Consider the following 24,914-nt stretch of genomic DNA (forward strand, 5'->3'; position numbering starts at 1 on the left):
GACCCGCTCCCCGATTGTCCGGCCCGCGCACCCACTGGGCGGACCGGACGATCCCGGGCAACTCAGATGATCCCGGCTTCTTCCGCCTTCTTCTGATTTCGCAACTGCTCCTCGTACGTCTCGGCGAAGGCGGAGTGCCCCTCCTTGTCGATCGCCACAAAGTAGAGCCACTTGCCGGTGGGCGGGTCCATTGCCCCCTCCATGGCCTGCTTGCCAGGGTTGTTGATCGGGCTGGGGATCATCCCGCGCAGCTTGCGGTTGTACGGGTTCTTCTTGTCGTCCAACTCGGCGTCGGTCATGTCCTTCGACGTCTTGGTCTTCTGCCCGGTCAGCTCCAGGTAGTAGTTGACCGTGACGTCCATCTCCAGGCAGTTGCACGGGAACTCGCCGTACACCCGGTTGTAGGCCACCCGGGCGACCTTGCCGAGGTCGTCCTTGTTGCCGGCCTCGGCCTGGGCGAGGGACGCGACGATCAGCGCCTCGTACGGGCTGATGCCGCCCCGCTCCTCCTGCACCCGGTCGGCGAACTTCATCTCGCCGGTGACGGTGAGGAAGTTCTGCACCATCGTCGACAGCAGGATCTCGGCGGTGGCCTTGGGCGGGATCTCGTACGTGTCCGGGTAGAGGAAGCCCTCGATCGACTTCTTCGCCGGCTTGCCGTCAGTGCGCTTGAACCACCAGTCCGGCACGCCGAGCCCCTCCGGGTCCTTGGCGGCGGCCTCGAACTCCTTGATCGGGATCTTGGTCTTCTCCGACAGGAGTTTGTAGGTGCGCTTGGCCGTGGTCCCCTCGGGGATGGTGATCGTGTTGGTGATCTTGTTCTTCAGGTCGAGCAGCATGACCAGGGCCTGCTCGCCGCTCATCTGCTTGCGCACCTTGTAGGTGCCGGGCTGGATGTTCTTGCTACGCGAGTTGGCCTCGGCCGCCTCGATGAACGCCTTGGCGCTCTTGACCACCCCGGCGTCGTAGAGCGCGACGGCCATGTCGGCGATCAACGCGCCCTGCTTGATCTCGACGGTCACCTCGCCCGTGCCGGCCCCGTCGTAGTCGGGGGTGACGAAGTAGCTCTGCACCCGGTCGAAGCCGTAGAAGGCCCCGCCGCCGATGACGCCGAGCAGCACGAAGGCCATCAGCAGGGCGAGCGCGGTCTTGCCCCCGCTCCCGCCCGACTCGCCCTTGCGCTTGCGTACGTAGCTGCGCCGGTGCTTGCCCTTGTCGCCACTCCGTTCCGACTCGTCGAAACTGAGGTCCAGATCGTCGATCATCGCGTCCGCCTCCGCTGCGCGTCCAGCCAGCTCTGCAGGATCTCGACCGCGGCGGCCTGGTCGACCACCGCGCGTTGGCGCTTTCCCCGGACGCCACGCTCGGCAAGCCTACGAGAAGCCACGACCGTCGACATCCTCTCGTCGGTGAGCGTTACCGGAACGGGCGCTATTACGTCAGCCAACCGGTCAGCATACGCCTTCACATTCCGGGCGGCCGGGCCGTGCTGGCCGGAGAGGTTGACCGGTAGGCCGACGACCACCTCGACGCACTCGTGCTCGGCGATCAGGGCGACGATCCCGGCCATGTCGCTGGGCACCGCGTCCTCGGCCGCTGTCAGGTCCCGGGCGAGTGTCACCAGCGGGGTGGCCAGCACCCCGTGCGGGTCGGAGCGGGCGACCCCGACCCGCACCTGCCCCACGTCGACGCCCAGCCGGACACCGTGCACCGTTTCGGTCATGTTCCGTTCATCCTGCCCTGAAAGACCGTTCATCCTGCCCTGAAAAGACCGTTGTCCGCCCGGAAGCGGTTTTCGTCCTGCCCTGGAACGGGTCAGGGCGGACCGTGACGGCCCGCCCTGACCCGACGTGCGGCGCGCTACGCGTCGGCGATCGCCTGCTCGACCGTGGCCAGCAGCTTCGGCGCCTCGGCCGCCGGCAGGCCGCCGCCCTGGGCCAGGTCGTCGCTGCCGCCGCCCCGGCCGGAGAACGCCGCCTTGACCAGGTCCTTCGCCGCCAGGCCCCGGCTGCGGGCCGCCGCGTTCACGGCCACCACGAGGGACGCCTTGCCGTTCGACCGGGCCGCCACGGCCACCACGGCCGGACGGGCCGGGTCGATCTTGCCCCGGATCTCCTGGGCCAGGGTCCGCACGTCGTTGCCGGCCGCGCCCTCGGGCGCCTCGGTGCCGACGTACGCCACCCCGCGCACGTCCTTCGCCTGCCCGGCGAGGGCCGCCGCGCCGCCGAGCACGAGCTGGGCGCGCAGCTTCTCCAGCTCCTTCTCGGCGTCGCGGAGCTGGGTGACGGTCTGCTCCACCCGGTCGGCGACCTGATCGCCGGGGACCCGGAACAGCTCGGCGAGCCGGGAGACCAGCAGGTGCTCGCGGGCCAGGAAGCCGAACGCGTCCATGCCGACGAGCGCCTCGATGCGGCGTACGCCCGAACCGACCGACGCCTCGGAGAGGATCTTGACGAGGCCGAGCTGGGCCGAGCGGGCCACGTGGGTGCCGCCGCACAGCTCCCGGGCGTAGTCGCCGACCTCGACGACCCGCACCCGCTCGCCGTACTTCTCGCCGAACAGCGCCATCGCGCCGATGCGGCGGGCCTCCTCCTGGCTGGTGACGAAGGCGTGCACCTCCAGGTCGGCCAGGAGCACCTCGTTGACCTGCTGCTCCACGTCGTGCAGGACGCTCGGCGACACCCCGGTCGGGGTGTTGAAGTCGAACCGCAGCCGGCCCGGCGCGTTCAGCGAACCGGCCTGGGTCGCCGACTCGCCGAGGAAGTTGCGCATCGTCTGGTGCACCAGGTGGGTGGCCGTGTGCGAGCGCGAGATGGCCCGCCGCCTGGTCACGTCGATCTCGGCGTACCCCGTCTCGCCGGCGCGCACCTCGCCCCGGACGACGCGGGCGCGGTGCACGATCAGGCCCGGCACCGGCTGCTGCACGTCGAAGACCTCGACCTGGCCGCCGCCGACGGTGATCAGGCCCTGGTCGGGCTGCTGGCCGCCGCCCTCGGCGTAGAAGGGGGTGGTGTCGAGCACCAGCTCGACCGTGTCGCCCTCGGCGGCCGCGCCGACCTGGTCGCCGCCGGCGAGCACGGCGCGGACCCGGGACTCCCGGTTCAGCTCCGTGTAACCGGTGAACTCCACCGGCCCGCCCGCGTCCAGCACCGACCGGTACGCCGACAGGTCGGTGTGCCCGGTCTTGCGCGCCCGCGCGTCGGCCTTGGCCCGCGCCCGCTGGTCGGCCATCAGCCGGCGGAAGCCGTCGGCGTCGACCGCCAGGCCCTGCTCGGCCGCGATCTCCAGGGTCAGGTCGATCGGGAAGCCGTAGGTGTCGTGCAGCTGGAACGCCTTATCGCCCGACAGCGCCGGCTTGCCCGCCGACTTGGTCTCGGCGATCGCCGTGTCCAGGATCGTCGTCCCGGCACGCAGCGTCGCCAGGAAGGCGTCCTCCTCGGCGTACGCGTACTGCGAGATCCGGTCGAACTCGGCCGACAGCTCCGGGTAGGACGGGGCCATGCAGTCCCGCGCCACCGGCAGCAGCTCGGGCAGCGCCCGGTCCTGCCAGCCGAGCAGCCGCACCGCCCGGATGGCGCGGCGCATGATGCGGCGCAGCACGTACCCGCGCCCCTCGTTGCTCGGGGTGACCCCGTCGCCGATCAGCATCAGCGCGGTGCGCACGTGGTCGGCGATCACCCGCAGCCGCACGTCGTCGGGGTGCGACTCGCTGGCGACGTGGCCGGAGTGCGCACCGTACCGCTTGCCGGTCAGCTCGGCGGCGCGCGCCAGGATCGGCCGGACCTCGTCGATCTCGTAGAGGTTGTCGACGCCCTGCAGCAGCGACGCCATCCGCTCCAGGCCCATGCCGGTGTCGATGTTCTTCTTCGGCAGCTCGCCGACGATCTGGAAGTGCTCCTTGCTCTGCACGTCGTCGATCTGGAACTGCATGAAGACGAGGTTCCAGAACTCCAGGTACCGGTCCTCGTCGACCTCCGGGCCGCCCTCGCGCCCGTAGGCGGGGCCCCGGTCGTAGTACAGCTCGGAGCACGGGCCGGCCGGGCCGGGGATGCCCATCGACCAGAAGTTGTCCTTCTTGCCCCGCCGGACGATCCGCTCGGCCGGCATGCCGACGGAACGCCAGATCTCCGCCGCCTCGTCGTCGTCGAGGTAGACCGTCGCCCAGATCCGCTCCGGGTCCAGCCCGAAGCCGCCCTCGGCGACCGACTTGGTGACCAGGTCCCAGGCGAGCGGGATCGCCCCGGCCTTGAAGTAGTCACCGAAGGAGAAGTTGCCGTTCATCTGGAAGAACGTGCCGTGCCGGCTGGTCTTGCCGACCTCGTCGATGTCCGGGGTGCGGATGCACTTCTGCACGCTGACCGCCCGGGAGTAGGGCGGGGTGTGCTGCCCCAGGAAGTAGGGGACGAACTGCACCATGCCGGCGTTGACGAACAGCAGGTTCGGGTCGCTGATGGCGGGCAGCGGAGCGGACGGCACCACGGCATGGCCGTTCGCCTCGAAGTGGGCGAGATACCGCCGCTTGATCTCCGCCGTCTTCATCGCTGGTGCTCCTCCGGAAAGATCTCTCGGTCGCCGATGCGCGGGTCCTCCCGCAGCTCGGCGAACTGGTCGTCGAACGCCTCGCCCCGGGCGAACGCCTCGTGGATCTCCTGCTCGCGCTCGGCCATCCCGATCCGGACGTCCTCCACGAAGCTACGCAGCGACTCCACCAGACCGCCAGCGGATTGCGACAGGCCACCGGCGATGCCGGCCGGCGTGTACGCGTGCGCGGCCTGGGTCGCCTTGCGCACCACCACCACGCCGACGGCCAGCCCGATGCCCAGCCAGAACAGGCGCCTCATGATCTCATCCCTCCGTCGCCGGCCGGCTCAGGCGTTGCCGCGCTTGGCGGCGCGGCGCTGCTGCTTGATGGTGTCGCGCACCTCGCGCTCGGTCTCGGCGTGCCGGCGGGCGGCGGCGGCCCGGCGTACGCCGTAGCCGAAGGCGGCCACCTTCACCAGCGGGTTCGCGGCGGCGGCGGAGACCACGGTGGCCAGGTTCGCCACGTTGGCGGTGACGTTCTGGGCGTGGGTGGTCATCGTGTCCACCTTGGCCAGCTGGAGGTTGACCCCGTCCAGCGAGACCTGCACCTGCTCCAGGGCGGTGTTGACGTTCTTCACGGTGGTGTTGACGTCACCGAGCAGGGGCGCGGTGCGGTCGTTGAGGTCGTTGATCATGCGGGTGGCCGCGTCCACGGTGTGCCGCAGCCGCAGGATGGGCAGCGTCAGGATCAACACGAGCATCGCGAACGCGATCGCCGCGATCAGCGCCGCGACCTCTCCAAAACTCACGCCTGTCCTCCTCGAGCAGAGTTCCGGGGCCCGACGCCCCGGAACGCGCGACCGTCATACCCACACCGTCGTACGGCGACCCGCCCCGGGTCAGCGGGGGCAGGCGGGCCTACCAGCCCCAGACCCTACCGTCAGTGATGAAACCCGGCTCACGACGGTGACGGTGTCGGCGTCAACTCGCCGAGCGGATCCTCGCTCAGGGTCGGGAAGGGATCCTCGCCGGTGAGCGACGGGTCGGTGCTCGGCTGGGGCCGGGTCCGCTCGTCGTCGATGGCGTTGCGGACCTTCACCGACACCAACGACCCATTGCACTCCCCCGCTGCGGGGGGCGTGGCCAGGGACGTCGGCGCGGGCTCCCCGTCGATCGGCGGCGGGACGCAGGTCGGCTCGCGTACCCACAGGTCGAGGGTCAGCTCGTCGCGACGCCAGCAGGTGTAGTCGCCCTTCGCCGGCTGCTCGGGGCAGCGGGTCACCTTCCACTGCTGCCAGCCGGACTCGGTCAGGGCCCGCTCGTAGGCCCGCGCCGTCTCCTCGACCGGCCGCTGCGACTCGACGGTGCGCTCGCGCAGCCGGCACTCCTCCACGCACCAGCGGCTGCCGCTGACGTTGTCGACGGTCTTCGTGGCCGCCCAGCCGGGCACGTTCAGCCCGTCGAGGGTGTCGAAGACGGGGTCGCGGCTCAGCGTACGGATGCCGAAGTAGAGCGGCAGGGCACCCAGCAGCACCACGCTGACCAGCGCGAGGATGCCCATCCGCAGCCGGCGGCGCTCCCGCATCTGCCGCCGCAGCTCCGACCGGGCGCCGCGCAGGCCGCCCGACGCGTCCTCGTCCGCATCGTCCGGGTCGTCCGCGGTGGCGGCCCGGCGCAACTGGGCCGCCCCGGCAGGCTCCGCGCCGTCGGGGCCGGGGCCGGATGCGTCGCCGCCCGGTCGGGCGGCGGGGCCCGGGCCGAGCCGGTGCACCTCCAGGCCGGGCCGGTGCTCCTGCGGGCCGGGCCGGTCCGCGTCCGGGCCGGGGCGGGACGGGGGCACGTCGACGGCCGGCACCACGGCGGCGGCCCGGGCCACCGCGGGCGGCTGGTCGGGGCGGACCACCGACGCCGCACCGGCTGCCGGCTCCGGGGGACGGTGGTGCGGGTGCGCCTCGCCGGGCCCGCCCGGCTGCGCCGGCGGCACGGGGCCGGGGCCGCGCTGCGGCACCGCCGCGCTGCCGGAGTCGCGTGACGGCGGGGCCGCGCGGCCGTCGGCCTGGTCGGCCGGCCGCTCGCCCGGGCGACCGGGCGGGACCACCGCCCGTGCCACGCCGGGCTGGTGGGGGCCGGCGGTCGGTGGGCCGGGCGGCGCGGCCCGGCCGGCGGGACCCCCCGGCGGCGTCGCGCGCCCTGCGGGACCGGGCGGAGGCACGTCCCGGCCGCCAGGACCGGACGGAGGTGCGGCGGGGCCGGACGGAGGCGCGGCCCGGCCGGCGGGGCCGGACGGCGGGTGGACCGGGCCGGCGCCACCGGACCCGGGAACGACCCGGCCGGCGGCGGGACCACCGGGTGGGGTGGCTCGACCGGGCGCGGTGGGGGCCGCCGACGCCCGGGCGGTCGGCCCGGACTCGGGGGCGGAGCCTGCGGGCCGAGGGCCGGCGGTAGCCCCGGACCGGGGATCCGGGCTGGAGCGGGGGCCGGCGCCGGGCCGAGGGCCGGACCCGACCGGCGGGGCCTGCGGGCGGCGCTCCTCCACCGGCCCGGGACGCATTTCACCGGTGCGCGGATCCGCCACCGGCGGCCGCAGCTCACCCGTACGCGGATCCACCGCAGGGGACCGCAGCTCACCCGTACGCGGATCCACCGGCGGCCGGCCCACCTCGCCCGTACGCGGGTCGGCTGCCGGACGGCGGCCTCCCGCACGGGGATCTGCCGGCGGACGGGGTTCCCCGGTGCGTGGGCCCGCTACCTGCGGACGGGACGGCGCCGCCGCCCGGCCGGTGGGCAGTGGGACCGACTCCTCCGCCGGGTCGACGGGCGCGGTGGCGGGCCGGGCCCTGCCCATCGGGGCTGCCGGCCCGGCACCGGCGCCGTGCGGCGCCCCGGTGCCCCGGCCGCCGTCACCGGGCCGGTGGCCCGGCTCCCCGACCGGCGGCGCGACACCCGGCGGCGGCGCGGGCACGCCCGCCCGGTTGACCATCGGCATCGCGGTGTCCGTGTGGGTGCCCCGACCGGCCTGGCGCAGCCACTCCGCCGGACGCTGCGGCCGGTCGCCCCGGCCCTGCGGGGGGCCGCCCGGCTCGACGGGGCCGGGGTACCCGGTGTCGACGGGGCCGGTCGGACGGTGCGACGTCGCCTCGCCCGGGTCCGCCTCGGGCTGGGCCCGGCGGCGGCCGCCTGGCTCCCGGCCTGCGGCCGTCGGCCCCTGGGCGACGGCCGGATCCGCGCCGGTGGGGCCGTTGGGCACCCCGGGCACCTCGGGGGCGTTGCCGCTGAGCGGGACGATCGGCGGCTGCTCCTCGGCGGCCCGCCGGCGACCCACCGGCCCGGGCACGGGCGCGACCGGCCCGGCGGTGCCACGACCCGTCGGCTCGTCCGCGGCGGGTGCGGCGGGGCCGCCGGGGCGCTCGCCCGCCGGCCCGCGCCGGGGCTCGTCGCCGGGAGGCATCGGGGCCGGGTAGGGCGGGCCCGCGGGCCCCGGCGCGGCGCGGTGCGGCCCGGACGGCGGAGCGGCGGCACGACCGGCCGGAGGCGGCGGGCTGACGGCCCGGCCGGCAGGGGGCGGCGGGGCGGCGGCCCGGCCGGCGGGAGGTGCCGGGGCGGCGGCCCGGCCGGCGGGAGGTGCCGGGGCGGCGGCCCGGCCGGCCGGGGGCGACCCGGCGGGGACGACCGGCCAGTCGCCGGTGGAGGGCTGACCACCACGCACGGGCGGGGCCACGGGTGCTCCGGGCGGACCCAGCGGGCGGGGGCGCTGCCCGGGTGCACCGGTAGCCGACGAGGGTCCGCCGGCCCGCTCGCCCGCCGGTGCCGCCGCTCGGGGCAGTTCGCCGGACGGTTCACCGTCGTCGCGCGGGCGCCGGGGCGCGGCGTCCGCCGGATACGGGGCCCGGGCGGGCTGACCCGCCGGGTACGGCGGCCCGGACGGTTGACCCGTCGGGCGGGGCGGGACCGACGAGTGGGCCGGCCCCGGCATCGGCCCGGCCGGCGGGGCCGGCGGCTGCGCGGGGCCCTGCGGTGGCCTCGCCGCCTGCTGGGGAGCCCGGGGCGGTTCCGCCGAGCCGTGCGGCGGGCGGTTCGGCTGGTGGGGCGGCTGCGGAGGGCCCTGCGGCGGAAGGTGCGGCGGTGCGGCCTGCGGCGGGCGGGGCGGCTCGGCGGGCCCGGGGCGGCGGGCCGGCTGCGGCGAGCCGGGCCACGGGCCGTCGACCGGTCGCGGGCGCGCCGGCCCCGGTTCGCCGCCGCGCGCCGGGGCCGCGGGCGCGGTCGGAGCCTGTCGTGCCTGCGGGTCGGGCTGGTCGGGCGGCGGTGCCTGTCCCGGCGCGCCGCCGGGCCCCAGCTCGCCGCGCTGCTGCTTGGCGGAGCGCAGGTCGTCGATCCAGCCGAACTCCTCGCCGGCCACCGGCTCCTCGGGCTCGCTGTCGGGTCGGCCCCGGCCCCACCGGCGCCCCTTGGGGCGCGGCTCGCGCTGCTCCTCGGGGCCGTCCTCCGGTCGCTCCGAACCACGGGATCTCACTGCTGACCCTCCCCGACGGCGCCCGTGCCGTCCTCGTCCGCCGCGCTGGCGTGCCCGTTGCCCGACGGGTGGCGGCCGTTCCCTGCCGGGGCGGGTTCGTCCGGACGTGCCGGGGCCGGCAGCCCCCGGACGATCCGACGCAGCAGGGGCAGCCGGGCGGCCACCGCCCGCTCCGCACCGTGCCCGCTGGGACGGTAGTAGTCGGCACCGACAAGATCGTCGGGAGCGTACTGCTGGGTGACCACTCCCCGGGGGTCGTCGTGCGGGTAGCGGTAGCCCGTGCCGTGGCCGAGCCCCCGCGCGCCGGAGTAGTGGGCATCGCGCAGGCCGCGCGGGACCGGTCCGCCCCGGCCGGCGCGGACGTCGGCCGTGGCGGCCCCGATCGCGGTGGTCGCCGAGTTGGACTTGGGCGCGGTGGCCAGGTGGATCACGGCCTGGGCGAGGTTGAGCTGCGCCTCGGGCAGGCCGACGAACTCCACGGCCTGCGCGGCGGCGGTGGCCACACCCAGCGCGCCCGGGTCGGCCATCCCGACGTCCTCGCTGGCGAAGATGACCAGACGGCGGGCGATGAACCGGGCGTCCTCGCCGGCCACCAGCATCCGGGCCAGCCAGTGCAGCGCCGCGTCGACGTCGGAGCCGCGCATGCTCTTGATGAAGGCGCTGGTCACGTCGTAGTGCGCGTCGCCGGCCCGGTCGTAGCGCACCGCCGCGACGTCGACCGCCTGCTCGGCGGTGGCCAGGTCGATCCGGTCGAGGCCCAGCGCCGCCGCCGAGGCCGCCGCGGCCTCCAGGGCGGTCAGGGCCTTGCGCACGTCGCCGCCGGCGAGGCGGACGAGATGGTCCTCGGCGTCGGCCTGGAGGGTGAACGCGCCGGCGAGGCCGCGCGCGTCGGTGACCGCCCGGCGCAGCAGGTCGCGCACGGCCGCGTCGTCCAGCGGCTGGAGGGTGAGCAGCACGCACCGCGACAGCAGCGGTGAGATGACCGAGAAGTACGGGTTCTCCGTGGTCGCCGCGAGCAGGGTGACCGTACGGTCCTCCACCGCGGCGAGCAGCGAATCCTGCTGGGTCTTGCTGAACCGGTGCACCTCGTCGATGAACAGGACGGTCGGCGGGCCCCCGGAGCGGCGCTGCCGGCGGGCGGTGTCGATCACCGCGCGGACGTCCTTGACCCCGGCGGTGAGCGCCGACATGGCCACGAAGCGGCGGTCGGTGGCGTTCGCCACAAGGTGGGCGATCGTGGTCTTCCCGCAGCCGGGCGGCCCCCAGAGGATCACCGACATCGGGGTGACGCCGCCGACGAGTTGGCGCAGCGGCGCACCCGGCGCGAGCAGGTGCTGCTGCCCCACCAGCTCGTCGATGCTGGCCGGGCGCATCCGGACGGGAAGCGGCGAGTCGGCCGCCACGGGGGTGAAGCCGTCGACGCCGACGGCACCCGTGGGGGCGCCGTGCGCCCCGGCGGGTGCGCCGAGCGAGAAGAGAGCGTCGGACTCCATCACGAAGACAGTACCGGGCCCGGTCCGCCGCGCCGGAACTGCGCTGCGGGCCCGGCCCGGTTAGATCATTTACGGTCAGCCACGGCCGGGGCGGCGGCCCCGGTACCAGCGGCCGCCGCCACCGCCGCGCGGGCCGCTGCCCACGCCGGCCAGGTAGAGGGAGAGCAGCAGCAGGCCCAGCATCAGCAGGGTGTGCACATTGAACAGGTCCGGCGCGCCGAAGTTGGTGTCGAGCAGGTCGATCAACAGGGCGAAGCCGAAGACGACGGCCGCGAGAATGGCGAGCATGACGGTCCTCCGGTGGGGGTTCCCAGTAGGTCGCCGCGTGATGTACCCAATCGGTCCGATCGCCAATCTCCACGGTGGACCGGGCTCGCCGCGGAGACGGTGGGTCACCGCCCGCTCGCCCGCGGTGCAAGGAAGGGCCCCCTGTTAACGCCTGCGGTAGAGAAGGGTCCCCTTCTCACCGCCGAACCGGGGAGGTGGCGGGATCGGTAGCGGCGGCGGGAGCCGGTACGGCAGGGGCGGCAACAGCGGGAGCGGGGGCACGACCGGCCCGCCAGGCGGGCAGGTACAGCGGGGCGGCCATGGCGAGCACCACCGCGCCGACCAGCATCGCCGCGCTGACGCTGGTGTGCTCGGCGAGGGCCGTCAGCGTCAGCGCGCCGAGCGCACCGGCCGGCTGGGCCATCATCGAGTTGAGCGAGAGCACGCTGGTGCGGTACGGGCCGTCGACCTGGCGGTGCAGCAGCCCCATGTGCAGCGGGTTGGACGCGCCGTGCACGGCGTAGCAGGCCAGGTAGGCGACGACCACCCCCACCGGGCCGGCGAGCAGGCCCATGCCGACCACGGTCGCGCCCTGCAGGATCCGCAGCAGCCCGGCGGCCGGCGCGGCCCCGATCCGGCGGGACAGGAGCGGGATGAGCGCAGCGCCGAGGGCGTTGGCGAGCCAGGCCGCCGAGCTGGCCGGGCCGAGCAGCGCGGCGGCCCGGTCGGCGTCGCCGACCACCTCGGCGAGGCGTACGGGCAGCAGCGTCTCGAAGGTGACCATGCCGAAGCCCCAGAACAGCTCGACCGCGACCAGGGCGAGCAGCACCCGGGAGCGGCGCAGCAGGCCGACCGCCTGCCCGACCATGCGGGGGGCCGCCGCCACCGAGGCGCGCAGGGCCGCCGACCCCCGGGCGGTGCGTGCCTCCCGGAGCAGGACCAGCAACGCGACCAGCAGCACGGCCTGCAGCACGATGGCGGCCAGCACCGGCAGGGTCAGCGCGCTGACCGGCCCGACCGGGCCGAGGGCGACGAGGCCGCCGCTGAGCAGCGCGCCCGCGCCGATGGCGAGGCCGATGACCGTGCCGGCGTGGCCGAGGCCGCGCTCGTACTCGGCGTCGGGGTCGGCGGCGAGGGTCGCGTCGACGTACCAGGACTCCAGGGGGCCGCTGTCGAGCGCGCGGTAGACGCCCTGCAGCGCCCAGGCCAGGAAGAACAGCCAGAACGAGTGCGCCACGGCGAAGACGGCGAACGAGACGAGGCCGACGGCCCAGGCCACGGCGAGCACCGGCTTGCGGCCGAGCGCGTCGGCGAGCCCGCCGGTCGGCAGCTCCAGCGCGAGGACGATGAGGCCCTGCGCGATGCCGGCCAGGCCGATCTGGGACAGCGACATCCCGCGCTCCTGCATCAGCAGGATCATCACCGGGATCATCAGGCCGCCCGGCAGCCAGCGCAGGCCGTACAGGACCAGGTAGCGGACCTGGACCTGGCGTACGGTCAGCGCGGTCACGGCGTGTCCTCGCCGGGAAGCGGGGCGGCGTCGGAGATCGGGGCGGCGAGGCGCAGCTCGGCCAGCATCGGGTAGGCGGCCAGGTAGATCTGCACCTGCTCGGCGCCGGGCGCGGCGGGGTCGGCCTCCGCCCGGTAGCGCTCGAAGACCGCCCAGAGCTCGTCCTTGAGGGCCTGGAGGCGCTCGGGCGGGACGGTCATGAACACGTCGCCCATGCCGAACGCGTCGCGCCAGGCCGGCGACCACTCGTGCCGCCGGGCGAACCACTGCTCGGCGTGTTGCGTCAGGTAGCGCACCTGGTCGCCCTCGATCCACTCGATCGCGGCGCGGGCGTCGGGGTCGTCGTCGTAGTCGCTGGGCTCCCACTGGGTCACCTGGTGTGCGGCGCGCCAGTAGCGCTGCCGGCCGGTGCCCAGCTCCGGGTCCTCCACGACCAGGCCGACCTCGGCGAGCTGCCGCAGGTGGTAGCTGGTCGCGCCGGAGTTGGTGCCGAGCGTCTCGGCGAGGTCGGTGGCGGTGGCGGGGCCCTTCACCCGCAGCGCCCCGACGAGGCGCATGCGCAGGGGATGGGCGAGCACCCGCACCTGCCGGTGGTCGAGCCGGACGGTACGCGGCGCGGGCCGCGCCCCCTCGTTCTCCGGGACGTTCTCCATGGCATGCACAATAACTGTGCACATAAGTTATGCACAACTTCTGTGCAGAGTCGGGGATACGACGGGTCGGTTCAGCCGAGCAGCTCGTGCACCCCGCGCAGGCGGGTGCGCAGCAGGCCGGCGGCGCGGGAGCTGTCGAGGCGTACCTCGACGGGGCGGACCAGGCCCGACGCGGCGCTCGTGGCGGTCCGCAGGCCGCCCGGGTCGAGCCCGAACCGCCGCGCCACCAGCAGCCCCAGCTCGGCGCGGCTGACCGCGTCCGGCCCCGCCACGTTGAGCGGGCCGGCGTAGTCCGACGCGGCCAGCTCCAGCACGGCGGCGGCCAGGTCGCCCACGTCGACCGGGCAGCGCAGCTCGTCGGTGAACAGGGCCCCCCGGCCCGCGAGGGCGGCCAGGCAGAGCCGGACCTGCTTGCTCCGCTCGTCACCCACGATCAACGAGGTACGCACCAGCGCCGCGCCCGGGTCGACCGCCCGCACGGCGGTCTCCGCCGCCGCCTTCGCCGCCCCGTACGCGAACACCGGCGTCGGCACGTCGTCGTCGGCGTACGGCTCGGGCCGGCCGGCGTGCAGCGCGTCGCTGGACAGGTGCACCAGCCGCGCGCCCGCCTCCGCGGCGGCGTACGCCACGTTCGCCGCGCCGTCGGCGGTGACCGTCCAGTCGTCGTACCGGTAGGGGGTGCTCACCACGGCGGCCGGCCGCACCGCCGCGACCAGCGCGCGCACGGCGGCCCGGTCGGTCACGTCGAGCCGCCGCGCCTCGACGCCGGCCGGCGCGCCGGGGTTGGCGTGGTACGTGCCGACCACCCGCTGCCCCGCCGCGACGGCCCGGCGGCACACCTCGCCGCCGAGGTACCCGCTGGCACCCACCACGAGCAGCGTCACGCGTCGCCCCCTCACCGACGGCGGACGGCCCACCGTGGGGCCGCCCGCCGGATCGCCGGTCGCTCCTGTTGCCTCGGCTCGGGCCAGGATCGCCTCGGTCGGCTCAGACCGGGTCGGCCACCGGGGCGGCCGGGCCGGCGGTGCCGGCGTGCGCCCCGGTCGGGGCCTTCGGCTTGGCGTCGATGCCCGCCTCGGCGCGCTGCTGCGCGGTGATCGGCGTCGGCGCGCCCGTCAGCGGGTCGAAGCCGCCCCGGGTCTTCGGGAACGCGATCACCTCGCGGATCGAGTCCGCGCCGGCCAGCAGCATGCAGACCCGGTCCCAGCCGAACGCGATGCCGCCGTGCGGCGGGGCGCCGTACTTGAACGCCTCCAGCAGGAAGCCGAACTTGTCCTGCGCCTCGGCGGGGGTGATGCCGAGCAGGTCGAACACCCGCTGCTGCACGTCGCCCCGGTGGATACGGATCGACCCGCCGCCGATCTCGTTGCCGTTGCAGACGATGTCGTACGCGTACGCCAGCGCCCGGTCCGGCGCCTCCTCGAACCGGTCCACCCACTCGGCGTTCGGCGAGGTGAACGGGTGGTGCACGGCCGTCCAGCCGCCCTCGTCGGTCTTCTCGAACATCGGGGCGTCGACCACCCAGCAGAACGCCCACGCGCTCTCGTCGATCAGCTTCGCCCGCTTGGCGATCTCGATGCGGGCCGCGCCGAGCAGCTCCTGCGCCTCCCGGGCGTCGGCGCTCGCCGCGAAGAACACCGCGTCGCCCGGCTTCGCGCCGACCGCGTCGGCCAGCCCCGCCAGGTGCTCCTCGGAGAGGTTCTTCGCCACCGGGCCCCGCGGCGCGCCGGTCTCGGCGTCGAGCACCACGTACGCGAGGCCCTTCGCGCCGCGCGCCTTCGCCCAGTCCTGCCAGCCGTCCAGCTCCTTGCGGGTCTGGCCCGCGCCGCCCGGCATGACGACCGCGCCCACGTACCCGCCCGCGTCGATCGCCCCGGCGAACACCCGGAACGCCGTGCCGCGCAGGTAGTCCGTCAGCTCGGTCAGCTCCACGCCGTAGCGCAGGTCCGGCTTGTCGGAGCCGTACCGGGCCATCGCGTCGTGCCAGGTGATGCGCGGGATGGGCCGGGGGATCTCGTAGCCGGCCAGGTCGGACCAGAGCGCCGACACGATCGCCTCGCCGAGGTCGATCACGTCGTCCTCGGTGACGAAGGACATCTCGATGTCGAGCTGGGTGAACTCCGGCTGCCGGTCGGCGCGGAAGTCCTCGTCGCGGTAGCAGCGGGCGATCTGGTAGTAGCGCTCCATGCCGCCGACCATCAGCAGCTGCTTGAACAGCTGCGGGGACTGCGGCAGCGCGTACCAGCTGCCCGGCTGGAGCCGGACCGGGACCAGGAAGTCGCGCGCGCCCTCCGGGGTGGACCGGGTCAGCGTCGGCGTCTCGATCTCCAGGAAGTCACGCTCGTGCAGCACGCCGCGGGCGAGCTGGTTGGCCCGCGACCGCAGCCGCATCGCCTTCGCCGGGCCGCCCCGGCGCAGGTCCAGGTAGCGGTACTTGAGCCGGATGTCGTCGCCGGCCTCGACCTGGTCGTCGACGGGCAGCGGCAGCGGCGCGGCCTCCGAGAGCACCTCCAGGCCGCTCGCGGTCACCTCGATCTCGCCGGTGGGCAGCTCCGGGTTCTCGTTGCCCTCGGGCCGGCGGGTCACCTCGCCGGTCACCTTCACGCAGAACTCGTTGCGCAGCGCGTGGGCGTCCTCCTCGCGGAAGACCACCTGCACGACGCCCGAGGCGTCGCGCAGATCGACGAAGATGACACCGCCGTGGTCGCGCCGGCGGGCGACCCACCCGGCGAGCGTCACCGTGGTGCCGGCGTCCGTCGCGCGCAGGCTGCCGGCGTCATGGGTACGGATCACGGCTTGCGTCTCCTCATCGTCTGCGTTCGGTCTGCCCTCGCATTCTGTCAGGGTGCCCCGCCCCCCGCCGTCACCGGGCGCGGTTGGGGGGTAAGGAGGGGCCCCTTGTTAACGCTTTCTGTTGTACAAGGGACCCCTGCTAACCCGCCCCGCACCGCGGGAGCACCGCCGGAGCACCGCCGACGCGCCGATCCGCCCCGCGCCGCGTACGGTGTGCCGGATGCGTGTCGTACCCCCGTGGGCCCTGCTCTCCGCCGGCGCGGCGCCGGTCTTCCTGGTCGGCGGCTGGCTGCTCGGCGCGGCCCGGCAGCCCGGCGGGTTCGACCAGGTCTCCGGCACGATCAGCGCGCTCGCGGCCGTCGGCGCGGCCGACCGGTGGATCATGACGCTCGGCCTCGTCGGGCTCGGCCTGTGCCACTGCGTGACCGCCGCCGGGCTGCGGCCGCTGGCGGTCGGGGGGCGGGCGCTGCTCGCGCTGGGCGGGGTCGCCACGCTCGCGGTGGCGGCGTTTCCGCTGCCGGCCGCCGGCGGCTCGGCGCCGCACGGGCTGGCCGCCGCCGTCGCGTTCGGCGCGCTGGCCCTCTGGCCAGTGCTCGCCCCCGCCGGAGACGGGCCACGGGCCGGCCGTCCCCGACGCGAGGCGGTCGGGTCGGCGGGCGGCGACCGGCCCGCCCCTGACGGGTACGCCCGCGGGCGGGCCGCCTGGGCGGCACTGGCGGTGGGGCTGCTGGTGCCGGTGGCCTGGTTCGCGGTCGAGCTGGCCACCGGCGGTGACCGGGTCGGCCTGGCCGAGCGGGTGGCCGCCGGCGCGGAGGCGCTCTGCCCGTTGCTGGTCGCCGGGTGGCTGGCCCGGCGCTGACCACGGCACCGCCGGGCGCACCGCGGCCCGTGGTGTTAACAGGGGGCCCCTGTACAACAGAAAGCGTTAACAAGGTGCCCTTCCTTGCATCCCTGCTACGGCTCGTCGGCGGGGAGGAGGTGGGCGACGTGGACGTCGCCCTCGGTGAGCGCCCTCGCCCGCTCCTCCGCCGCCCGGTCCGCGCCGGTGAGCCGGCCGCCGTGCTGGCGCAGGTGTTCCTCCCAGGACGGCACCTGGTACACCTCGACGAAGCCGTGCGCCCGCTCCCCCGCCCGGAACAGCCCCCAGCGCATCGCCCCGGTGCGCCGCCGCGACCGGCCCACCGCCCGCATCGCATCGACGAAGGCGTCCTGCCGCTCGGGCGGCACGGTGTAGGAGACGGTCACCAGCACGGGCCCGGTGCGCGGGTGCGCGTCCAGGGTCAGGTGCGGCTCGGGCCAGTAGACGGCCGGGTCCCGGTCGACCCCGCGGGTGTCGCGCAGCGGCCACAGCGGCACGGTGAGCGCGGCGACGGCCATGGCCGCCCCGGCCACGGCGAGCGCGGTGACCAGGCCGGCGAGTTCGCCGAGCGCGCCCCAGGCGAGGGCGCCCAGCGCCTGCCCGCCGGCGAAGACCATCTGGTAGACCGACAGCCCCCGGGCGCGTACCCAGCCGGGGAGGAAGAGCTGCATCGCGGCGTTCACGGTGGACAGCACGGTCATCCAGGCCAGCCCGGCGGGCACCAGCGCCGCCGTGACCAGGGCCGGCACGGGCACGAGGGCGAGCACCAGCAGCGTCCCGCCGTAGACCAGCCCGGCGACGAGGAGGAGCTGGCTGGCGGTGAGCGCCCGGCGCACCCGGGGCAGCACGAGCGCGCCGGCGACCGCGCCGACGCCGAGCGCGGCGAGCAGCACGCCGTACCCGCCGGGGCCCAGGCCTAGGCGCTGGCTGGCCACCAGCGGCAGCAGCGCCCACAGCGCGCTGCCGGGCACCACGAACAGCGCGGCCCGCAGCAGGATGCGGCGGACGACCGGCGAGTGGCGCACGTACCGGCCGCCGGCGCGCAGCGCGGCGGTGAACCGTTCCGGCATGGCCGGGCCGTCGGGGCGGTCCGGCCGCCAGCGCAGCAGCGCCCCGGCGAAGATCGCGAAGGACGCGGTGTTCACCGCGAAGACCACGGCCACCCCGGCCTGGGCGACCAGCACGCCGGCCACCGCCGGGCCGACGGAGCGGGCCAGGTTGACGCTGATCGAGCCGAGCGCGGAGGCGCTGACGAGCTGTTCCCGGGGCACCAGCTCCGGGATCACCGCCTGCCAGGCGGGCAGGGTGAGGGCCTGGCCGACGCCGAGGGCGAAGGTGAGGGTGAGCAGCAGGGCCGGCGGCATCCGGTCGGCGGCGGTGAGCGCGGTCAGCAGCACCCCCACGGCGGCCAGGAAGCACTGCACGCCGATGAGCAGCCGACGCCGGTCGAGGGTGTCGGCGAGCGCGCCGGCCGGCAGGGCCAGCAGCAGCACCGGCAGCATGCTCGCGGTCTGCACGAGGGCGACCAGGGTGGGGGCGTTGGGTTGCTCGACCAGCAGCCACTGGGCGCCGACGGTCTGCATCCAGGTGCCGACGTTGCTGGCCAGCACGGCCAGCCACAGGCTGCGGAACACGGCGAGGCGCAGCGGGGCCCAGGCCGACGCGGGCGGGGCGGAAGGCGGTGTGGCGCTCACCGGGCGCAACGTACCCCGGTTCGGCCCGCCCAGTCGATCCGCGCGCGGATCCCGCCCGACCGGGCCGCCGCTCCTCGCGGCTGCGCCGGTTCCGGGGGTACGCCGGAAGCGGGCCGCCGGAGGCCGGCGACCCGCTTCGCGAGGGCGTGGTGGATCAGATGATGCTGACGCCGTAGACGCTGAGCGCCTCGGTGACCGGCTGGAAGTAGGTGGTGCCGCCGCGGGTGCAGTTGCCGCTGCCGCCGGAGGTGAGGCCGATGGCGCTGCTGCCGCTGAACAGCGAGCCGCCGCTGTCGCCCGGCTCGGCGCAGACGTTGGTGCGGATCAGGCCGGAGACGGAGCCCTCGGCGTAGTTGACGGTGGCGTTGAGCGCCCCGACCGTGCCGCTGTGCACGCCGGTGGTGCTGCCGGAGCGCTGCACGCTCTGGCCGACGAACGCGTTGGCCGCGCCGGTGACGTCCCGGTAGGTGCCGTTGTAGAGGGAGACGTTGCCGGTCGCGTTGGCGGAGTTGCTGTGCCGGACGATGCCGTAGTCGTTGCCCGGGAAGCTGGTGCCGGTGCGGGTGCCCAGGACGCTGGTCTGGGCCGAGTTCGAGTACCAGGTCGAGGCGATGTTGGTGCAGTGCCCGGCGGTCAGGAAGAAGGTGGTGCCGGCGCTGTTGCGCACGTTGAAGCCGAGCGAGCAGCGGCCGCCGCCGGCGGCGTAGATCGCCTGGCCGCCGGAGATGCGGGTGCTCAGCACGCCGGCCTCGGCCTCGATGCGGACGGCGCCGCCGGTCCGGGCGGCGGCGGCCTTGACGCGCTCCAGCTTGGCGCCGGTGACGGTGCTGTCGACGGAGACGACGACCTGGTTGGTGACCGGGTCGGTCCACCACGCGGTGCCCGCGATCTTCGCGGAACGCTCCAGCTCGGCGGTGGCCCGGTCGAGCTCGGCGGCGCCCCGCTTGACGAGCTTGGCGATGGCGCCGGAGGCGCGGACCTGACGGGCGGCGGCCGCGTCGGTCACGGTGACGACCATCTTGCCGCTGGCGTCGGCGTACGTGCCGGCGGAACGGTCACCGAGCCGCTCGGCCAGGGTGGCGGCGGCGTCGGGCGAGGCGGCGGGGGCGGCCTGGACGGGTGCGCCGATCAGCGCGGTGGCGACCAGGGTGCCGGCGGCGGCGACGGACACGGCGCGGAGGAGCGTTGACCTCGTGGGTCGCATGTAACAACCTCCCGGAAGGGGGTGAACGGGTCGCGCCGGGGGTGACGGACCCGAGGACCACCGGCCGGAGCTGGGGTGAACCGGCCGAGTGAACTGAAGTATTCACATACTTGGATTCACTCGCAAGACCCGGCTTCGCCCCGTTTCACCCCAGCCACCCGCCACCCCCGTTCCGGGGGACGGGTCAGCGGGCGGCGGCCAGGCGGGCCGCGCGGGCGTCGCGCTTCTCCTCGAAACGGGACGCGTGGACCTCAAGGGTGTCCAGGTGGGCGGCGATCTGGTCGCGGGCGGCCTCGCCGTCGGCGTTCAGCCCGGTCACGTTGAAGATGTCCCACTGGCGCAGCACCGGGACGACCACCTCGTCGCGGTGCTGGCGCAGGTCGTAGATGCCGGCCAGGGCGATCGCCACCGACTTGCGGGCGAAGCCCTCGATGCCCACGCCGGGCATCTGGAAGTCGGCGAGGACCTCGGCGATGGCCCGCATCGCCTGGCTCGGGGCCACCTCCAGGGCGGCGGCGAGCAGGTTGCGGTAGAAGACCATGTGCAGGTTCTCGTCGGCGGCGACGCGGGCCAGCAGCGCCTCGCACACCGGGTCGCCGGCCACCCGGCCCGTGTTGCGGTGCGAGATCCGGGTGGCCAGCTCCTGGAACGACACGTACGCCAGCGAGCGCAGCATCGATTCGTCGTGGGAGTTGGTGTAGCCAGCGGTCATGTGCACCATCCGGGCCCGCTCCAGCGCCACCGGGTCCACCGCCCGGGTCACCGTCAGGTAGTCGCGGATGGCGGTGCCGTGCCGGCCCTCCTCGGCGGTCCACCGGCCCACCCACGTCCCCCACGCCCCGTCCGGGCCGAAGAGGGTGGCGATCTGGTGGTGGTAGGAGGGGAGGTTGTCCTCGGTCAGCAGGTTCACGATCAGCGCGGTGCGCGCGATCTCGGGGATCGTCGAGTCCTGCGGCGACCACGCCTCGCCACCGAGCGGGCCGTCGAAGGTGCGCCCCTCGCTCCACGGCACGTACTCGTGCGGGAACCATTCCTTGGCCATCGAGAGGTGGCGGTCGAGGTTCTTCGCCACGACGGGTTCGAGCTCGACGAGCAGGGCGGTCTGGCTGAGTTCGGTCACGAGGTTCTCCCTACGGTGGCGTAACTTACGCCACCGTAGGTCTTCCGCGCCGTACGCGCCAGTAGCGCCCGCCCGCGCGGCGTCCTCTCAGCTCACCAGGGGCGACAGGTCGGCCCGGGGCGGGGTCCACTCCCCGGCCGCCGCGACCACCTGCTCGCCGGAGCGGATGTCCTTCACCTCGTCGGGCGCCCCGTCGGCACCGGGGAACCACACGTACGGGATGCCGCGCCGCTCGGCGTGCCGGATCTGCTTGCCGAACTTCGCCGCGCTCGGCGCGACCTCCGTGGGCACCCCCCGGCGGCGCAGCGCGTCGGCGACGGCGTTGCTCGCCGCCCGCCGCTCCTCGCTGGTCACCGCGACCAGCACGCACGTCGGCACGCTGCGGGACACGGTGAGCGCGCCCGCGCCGAAGAGCAGCCCGAGCAGCCGGCTCACCCCGATCGAGATGCCGACCCCGGGGAAGGACGCGCCACCGGCGCTGACCAGGTTGTCGTACCGGCCGCCGGAGCAGATCGAGCCGAACCGCTCGTAGCCGGCCAGCGACGTCTCGTAGACGGTGCCGGTGTAGTAGTCGAGCCCGCGGGCGATGCGCAGGTCGGCCACGCACAGCCCCGGGGAGTGCGCGGCGGCGGTCTCCACCACCGCGACCAGCTCGGCGACGCCCTCGTCGAGCAGCGGGTGGGTCACCCCGAGGCCGCGCACGGCGTCGGCGAACGAGGCGTCCGGGGCGGAGATCTCGGCCAGGGCCAGGCACGCCTTGGCCTGCGCCTCGCTCGCCCCGGCCGTCTCGGCGAGCAGCTCGGCCACCCTCGCCGGGCCGATCTTGTCGAGCTTGTCGACCGCGCGCAGGGCGGCCTCCGGGTCGGTCAGGCCGATGCCCCGGTAGAACCCCTCGCAGATCTTGCGGTTGTTGACCTGGATGGTCACCGGCGGGATCGGCAACGACCGCAGCGCGTCGCCGATGACCAGCGGCATCTCCGCCTCGTAGTGCGCGGGCAGGGTGTCCCGGTCGACGATGTCGATGTCGGCCTGGAGGAACTCCCGGTAGCGCCCCTCCTGCGGGCGCTCGCCCCGCCACACCTTCTGGATCTGGTAGCGGCGGAACGGGAACTGGAGCTTGCCGGCGTTCTCCAGCACGTAGCGGGCGAACGGCACCGTCAGGTCGAAGTGCAGGCCGAGGGCGTCGTCGCCGGCCGGGCCGTCGGCGTCGGCCTGCAGGCGGCGCAGCACGTAGACCTCCTTGGAGGTCTCCCCCTTGCGCAGCAGCTGGTCCAGCGGCTCGACGGAGCGCGTCTCCAGCGGCGCGAAGCCGTACAGCTCGAAGGTGGCGCGGATCCGGTCCAGCACGAACTGCTCGATCATCCGCTGCGCCGGGGTCCACTCGGGGAAGCCGGAGATGGGCGTGGGCTTGCTCATGACGCTCCGTTCAACACCCGCGCCGCCGGCGCGGGAAAGGTCGAGGCGCGGCCTAGAGACCGCGGGTGGGTGCGGCCGGGCGCGCGTCGCCCGAGGCCGCCACCTCGATGAGGTACGGGTTGCTCGCGCGCTCGCGGCCGATGGTGGTCGCGGGGCCGTGGCCGGGCAGCACCACCGTGTCGTCGGCCAGCGGGAGGATCTTGTCACGCAGGCTGGTGAGCATCCGGGGCATGCTGCCGCCCCACAGGTCGGTGCGGCCGATCGAGCCGGCGAAGAGCACGTCGCCGGAGAGGCAGACCTGCTCGGCCTCCCACTCCGAGCCCTCGCCCGGCAGCCGGAACAGCACCGACCCGCCGGTATGGCCCGGGGCGTGGTCGACGGTGATCTCCAGCCCGGCGAGCGACAGGGTCGCGCCGTCGGTCAGCTCGGCGACGTCGTCGGGCTCCGAGTAGGGCAGCCGGCCGCCGAAGAGCCCGCGGAGGTCCATCGACAGCCCTTTGGCCGGATCGGCCAGCAGCTCCCGGTCCTCCGGGTGGACGTACGCGGTGACGCCCCGCGCGCCGCAGACCGGCGCGACGGAGAACGTGTGGTCGAGGTGGCCGTGGGTGAGCAGCACGGCGGCGGGGTGCAGGCGATGCTCGGCGAGGACGGCGTCGAGCCGGTCGATCACCCCGATGCCCGGGTCGACCACCACGCACTGCTCCCCCGGCCCGGTCGCCACCACATAGCAGTTGGTGCCGAAGGCGTCCGCGGGAAAGCTCGCCACGAGCACGGCGCTCCCCTTCCGTCGCTGTCTAGCCTGCACGGGAAGCCTAGCCGCAGCGGCGGGCGGATCGCGCCGGCCCACCCGCCCCCGTGGCACCACCGGCCCAGTGAGCAACTCCGATAAAGCCAGCCCGGACCTCGTACACCACTTTCCCAGCCGCTACCCGTACACTCTGGCGGGCGTGTGGCGTGGCGCACGTGGCACCCGACGGGGCGCGACGCCGACCGCCGGTGACCATCAGGGTAGAGGAAGGGGAGCACGGGTGGCTTCCAGCAGGGACCGGCAGCGCAAACTGGCGCGGGCCAAGCTCGACCGGCAGCTGGCGCGACGGGCCGCCCGGACCAGACGCCGACGGCAGATCCAGGCCGGTGTCGGCGCCGCCGTGGTGCTCGTGCTGATCGTGGCCGGTTCGGCCTGGGCGCTGGGCGCCTTCGACGACGACCCGAAGCAGGACACGGCCGCCGAGGACGTCTGCCTCTGGACGCCGCAGGACGCCACCGCGAACACCAACCTCAAGGACGTGGGCACCCCGGCCACCCAGGGCCTGCCGACCTCCGGCACCCGGGCACTGACCGTCACCACCAACCAGGGCGCCCCGATCACCGCCGAGCTGGACCTCGCGTCGGCCCCGTGCGCCGGGGCGAGCATCGCCCACCTGGCGAGCAAGGGCTTCTACGACAACACGAAGTGCCACGAGATCACCTCCGAGGGCGCGCTGCGCTGCGGCGACCCGAGCGGCACCGGGCTGGGCGGCCCGACGTACTCGTTCTACGACGAGAACGTCCCGGTGGCCCCCGAGGCCAGCCCGTCGGCGAGCCCCGCGCCCGACCAGCCCCCGGCGTACCCGAAGGGCACGGTGGCGATGGTCGCCAACCCCCCGGGCGCCAACGGCAGCCAGTTCCTGATCTTCTTCAAGGACTTCGACCCGGACAAGCCGGCCTACCCGGTGATCGGGAAGGTCACCGGCGGCCTGGACGTGGTCACGAAGATCGGTGCCCTGCAGACCGTGGACAATGGGAGCGGAGCCAAGGTCAAGCCGAAGACCGACGTGGTGATCCAGAGTCTCACCGTCGGCGAGCCGACGACCGCGCCGGCCCCGGCCCCCAGCGGCGCGTCGGCCAGCCCCAGCGCCGGCTGACCCGGCTCCCCCACACCCCACAGCCTTTTGCGGCACCGGCCGCGCCCGAGACAGTCCAGGAGGATCGACCGTGACGTCCACCAGAGAGCGGCAGCGCGCGGCGGCGCGCGCCCGGCTCGAGCGGGAGATGGCCGAGCGCGCGGCCAGGGCCCGCAAGCGCCGGCAGACGCAGGCGATCGTCGGGGCCGGGGCGGCCCTGCTGCTCGTGGTCGCCGGCACCGTCTGGCTCGCCGCCAGCATCGGCGGCGACGACGACAAGAAGCAGGACACCGCCGCCGCCCCCGGCTTCGTGCAGTGCGCCTGGACCGAGGTCCCCAAGGAGCAGCAGACCAAGGAGATCAAGGACGTCGGGCTGCCGGCCGCCCAGCAACCGAACACGGGCACCCAGACCCTGACGTTCGACACCAACCTGGGCCCGATCACCGCCAAGGTCGACCGGTCGGCCGCGCCGTGCACCGCCGCGAGCTTCACCCACCTGGCGAGCAAGAACTTCCTCGACAACACCAAGTGCCACCGCCTGGTCACCGAGGGCATCAAGGTGCTCCAGTGCGGCGACCCGAGCGCCACCGGCAAGGGCTGGCGGGACACCGACGGCACCGGCGGCCCGAGCTACCGGATGGCCGAGGAGAACCTGCCGACCGACAAGCGCCCGCCGTACCCGGAGGGCGTCATCGCGATGGCCAACTCGGGGCAGCCGGGCAGCACGGGCAGCCAGTTCTTCATCGTCTACGGCGACTCGCCGCTGGACGCGAACTACACCGTCCTGGGCACCATCACCGGCGGGATGGACATCGTCAAGGATGTCGCCAAGGCCGGCGACGACGGGGCGTACGCCAAGCAGGCCGGCGGCGGCCACCCCAAGAAGGAGGTCGTCATCAAGAAGATGACGATGAGCGAGGCGCAGGGCTGACCGCCCGCCCCACCCCGCACGACGAAGCGCCCGCCGGTCACCACCGGCGGGCGCTTTCGT

The 24,914-nt window shown here is 74.8% G+C and carries 20 protein-coding genes; 3 read left to right on the forward strand and 17 right to left on the reverse strand.

All coding sequences use genetic code 11. The features are described from left to right. Nucleotides 1-62: 62 nt before the first annotated feature. From mltG to aspS, 12 genes are all read right to left on the reverse strand, one after another. Nucleotides 63-1,265, reverse strand: coding sequence for an endolytic transglycosylase MltG (gene mltG / locus ACVMYR_RS27770; RefSeq protein ID WP_457123153.1), 1,203 nt, complete (start codon nucleotides 1,263-1,265; stop codon nucleotides 63-65). After that, complete coding sequence (ruvX, locus tag ACVMYR_RS27775) at nucleotides 1,262-1,723, reverse strand: Holliday junction resolvase RuvX (protein WP_077939394.1); 462 nt, start codon at nucleotides 1,721-1,723, stop codon at nucleotides 1,262-1,264. The genes mltG and ruvX overlap by 4 nt, the downstream gene beginning before the upstream one ends. A gap of 137 nt (nucleotides 1,724-1,860) precedes the next feature. Continuing rightward, complete coding sequence (gene alaS / locus ACVMYR_RS27780) at nucleotides 1,861-4,539, reverse strand: alanine--tRNA ligase (RefSeq protein ID WP_431896472.1); 2,679 nt, start codon at nucleotides 4,537-4,539, stop codon at nucleotides 1,861-1,863. Next, nucleotides 4,536-4,841, reverse strand: coding sequence for a hypothetical protein (locus ACVMYR_RS27785; RefSeq protein ID WP_043967926.1), 306 nt, complete (start codon nucleotides 4,839-4,841; stop codon nucleotides 4,536-4,538). Before ACVMYR_RS27785 ends, alaS begins: the two co-directional genes overlap by 4 nt. 27 nt (nucleotides 4,842-4,868) lie before the next feature. Further along, nucleotides 4,869-5,330, reverse strand: coding sequence for a DUF948 domain-containing protein (locus ACVMYR_RS27790; protein WP_043967924.1), 462 nt, complete (start codon nucleotides 5,328-5,330; stop codon nucleotides 4,869-4,871). A 149-nt stretch (nucleotides 5,331-5,479) separates the two neighbouring features. Further along, nucleotides 5,480-6,106 carry a hypothetical protein gene (locus tag ACVMYR_RS27795; RefSeq protein WP_077939398.1) on the reverse strand — a complete coding sequence of 209 codons (627 nt, stop codon included), beginning with the start codon at nucleotides 6,104-6,106 and terminating at the stop codon, nucleotides 5,480-5,482. A gap of 2,921 nt (nucleotides 6,107-9,027) precedes the next feature. Beyond that, a complete protein-coding gene (locus tag ACVMYR_RS27800; RefSeq protein WP_396792275.1) occupies nucleotides 9,028-10,524 on the reverse strand; it encodes a replication-associated recombination protein A in 1,497 nt (498 codons plus the stop codon). Between the two features lie 75 nt (nucleotides 10,525-10,599). After that, on the reverse strand, nucleotides 10,600-10,812 hold the full coding sequence (locus tag ACVMYR_RS27805) for a hypothetical protein (protein WP_074478696.1): 213 nt from the start codon (nucleotides 10,810-10,812) through the stop codon (nucleotides 10,600-10,602). A gap of 175 nt (nucleotides 10,813-10,987) precedes the next feature. Continuing rightward, entirely contained in the window at nucleotides 10,988-12,301 is a 1,314-nt protein-coding gene (locus ACVMYR_RS27810; protein WP_457123154.1) for an MFS transporter, read from the reverse strand. Further along, complete coding sequence (locus ACVMYR_RS27815) at nucleotides 12,298-12,954, reverse strand: ArsR/SmtB family transcription factor (protein ID WP_431896478.1); 657 nt, start codon at nucleotides 12,952-12,954, stop codon at nucleotides 12,298-12,300. The genes ACVMYR_RS27810 and ACVMYR_RS27815 overlap by 4 nt, the downstream gene beginning before the upstream one ends. A gap of 71 nt (nucleotides 12,955-13,025) precedes the next feature. Then, a complete protein-coding gene (locus ACVMYR_RS27820) occupies nucleotides 13,026-13,838 on the reverse strand; it encodes a sugar nucleotide-binding protein (RefSeq protein WP_457123155.1) in 813 nt (270 codons plus the stop codon). A gap of 103 nt (nucleotides 13,839-13,941) precedes the next feature. Continuing rightward, a complete protein-coding gene (gene aspS, locus ACVMYR_RS27825) occupies nucleotides 13,942-15,747 on the reverse strand; it encodes an aspartate--tRNA ligase (protein WP_074478700.1) in 1,806 nt (601 codons plus the stop codon). A gap of 220 nt (nucleotides 15,748-15,967) precedes the next feature. Here aspS and ACVMYR_RS27830 point away from each other — a divergent pair, with 220 nt between their 5' ends. Next, nucleotides 15,968-16,606: a DUF998 domain-containing protein gene (locus tag ACVMYR_RS27830; RefSeq protein ID WP_457123156.1), complete on the forward strand. Its 639-nt coding sequence runs from the start codon at nucleotides 15,968-15,970 to the stop codon at nucleotides 16,604-16,606. A gap of 95 nt (nucleotides 16,607-16,701) precedes the next feature. Here the strand turns inward: ACVMYR_RS27830 and ACVMYR_RS27835 are convergent, their stop codons facing one another. From ACVMYR_RS27835 to ACVMYR_RS27855, 5 genes are all read right to left on the reverse strand, one after another. Then, nucleotides 16,702-18,300 (reverse strand): MFS transporter, encoded by a 1,599-nt coding sequence (locus ACVMYR_RS27835; protein WP_457123157.1) that lies wholly within the window; start codon nucleotides 18,298-18,300, stop codon nucleotides 16,702-16,704. Between the two features lie 154 nt (nucleotides 18,301-18,454). Continuing rightward, nucleotides 18,455-19,504, reverse strand: coding sequence for a S1 family peptidase (locus ACVMYR_RS27840; protein ID WP_457123158.1), 1,050 nt, complete (start codon nucleotides 19,502-19,504; stop codon nucleotides 18,455-18,457). Nucleotides 19,505-19,688: 184 nt separating this feature from the next. Beyond that, complete coding sequence (locus tag ACVMYR_RS27845; RefSeq protein WP_077939384.1) at nucleotides 19,689-20,624, reverse strand: acyl-ACP desaturase; 936 nt, start codon at nucleotides 20,622-20,624, stop codon at nucleotides 19,689-19,691. 87 nt (nucleotides 20,625-20,711) lie between these two features. Next, nucleotides 20,712-22,040 (reverse strand): histidine--tRNA ligase, encoded by a 1,329-nt coding sequence (hisS, locus tag ACVMYR_RS27850; protein WP_457123159.1) that lies wholly within the window; start codon nucleotides 22,038-22,040, stop codon nucleotides 20,712-20,714. A 52-nt stretch (nucleotides 22,041-22,092) separates the two neighbouring features. Beyond that, nucleotides 22,093-22,812 carry an MBL fold metallo-hydrolase gene (locus ACVMYR_RS27855; RefSeq protein WP_077939382.1) on the reverse strand — a complete coding sequence of 240 codons (720 nt, stop codon included), beginning with the start codon at nucleotides 22,810-22,812 and terminating at the stop codon, nucleotides 22,093-22,095. A 256-nt stretch (nucleotides 22,813-23,068) separates the two neighbouring features. On the opposite strand from ACVMYR_RS27855, the gene ACVMYR_RS27860 reads away from it, so the two are divergent. Together ACVMYR_RS27860 and ACVMYR_RS27865 are read left to right on the forward strand one after the other, a co-directional pair. Beyond that, a complete protein-coding gene (locus ACVMYR_RS27860; RefSeq protein WP_077939381.1) occupies nucleotides 23,069-23,944 on the forward strand; it encodes a peptidylprolyl isomerase in 876 nt (291 codons plus the stop codon). A 70-nt stretch (nucleotides 23,945-24,014) separates the two neighbouring features. Next, complete coding sequence (locus tag ACVMYR_RS27865) at nucleotides 24,015-24,854, forward strand: peptidylprolyl isomerase (protein WP_077939380.1); 840 nt, start codon at nucleotides 24,015-24,017, stop codon at nucleotides 24,852-24,854. The last annotated feature ends 60 nt before the right edge of the window (nucleotides 24,855-24,914 follow it).

Source organism: Micromonospora sp. PTRAS2 (assembly GCF_054052245.1).

Excerpts from the sequence above, each read along its gene's own strand:
- ACVMYR_RS27805 (WP_074478696.1), bottom strand. The coding sequence starts at position 10,812 with ATGCTCGCCATTCTCGCGGCCGTCGTCTTCGGCTTCGCCCTGTTGATC.
- ACVMYR_RS27785 (WP_043967926.1), bottom strand. The coding sequence starts at position 4,841 with ATGAGGCGCCTGTTCTGGCTGGGCATCGGGCTGGCCGTCGGCGTGGTG.
- alaS (WP_431896472.1), bottom strand. The coding sequence starts at position 4,539 with ATGAAGACGGCGGAGATCAAGCGGCGGTATCTCGCCCACTTCGAGGCG.
- ACVMYR_RS27795 (WP_077939398.1), bottom strand. The coding sequence starts at position 6,106 with ATGCGGGAGCGCCGCCGGCTGCGGATGGGCATCCTCGCGCTGGTCAGC.
- ACVMYR_RS27800 (WP_396792275.1), bottom strand. The coding sequence starts at position 10,524 with ATGGAGTCCGACGCTCTCTTCTCGCTCGGCGCACCCGCCGGGGCGCAC.
- hisS (WP_457123159.1), bottom strand. The coding sequence starts at position 22,040 with ATGAGCAAGCCCACGCCCATCTCCGGCTTCCCCGAGTGGACCCCGGCG.
- ACVMYR_RS27840 (WP_457123158.1), bottom strand. The coding sequence starts at position 19,504 with ATGCGACCCACGAGGTCAACGCTCCTCCGCGCCGTGTCCGTCGCCGCC.
- mltG (WP_457123153.1), bottom strand. The coding sequence starts at position 1,265 with ATGATCGACGATCTGGACCTCAGTTTCGACGAGTCGGAACGGAGTGGC.
- ACVMYR_RS27830 (WP_457123156.1), top strand. The coding sequence starts at position 15,968 with ATGCGTGTCGTACCCCCGTGGGCCCTGCTCTCCGCCGGCGCGGCGCCG.
- ruvX (WP_077939394.1), bottom strand. The coding sequence starts at position 1,723 with ATGACCGAAACGGTGCACGGTGTCCGGCTGGGCGTCGACGTGGGGCAG.
- ACVMYR_RS27815 (WP_431896478.1), bottom strand. The coding sequence starts at position 12,954 with ATGGAGAACGTCCCGGAGAACGAGGGGGCGCGGCCCGCGCCGCGTACC.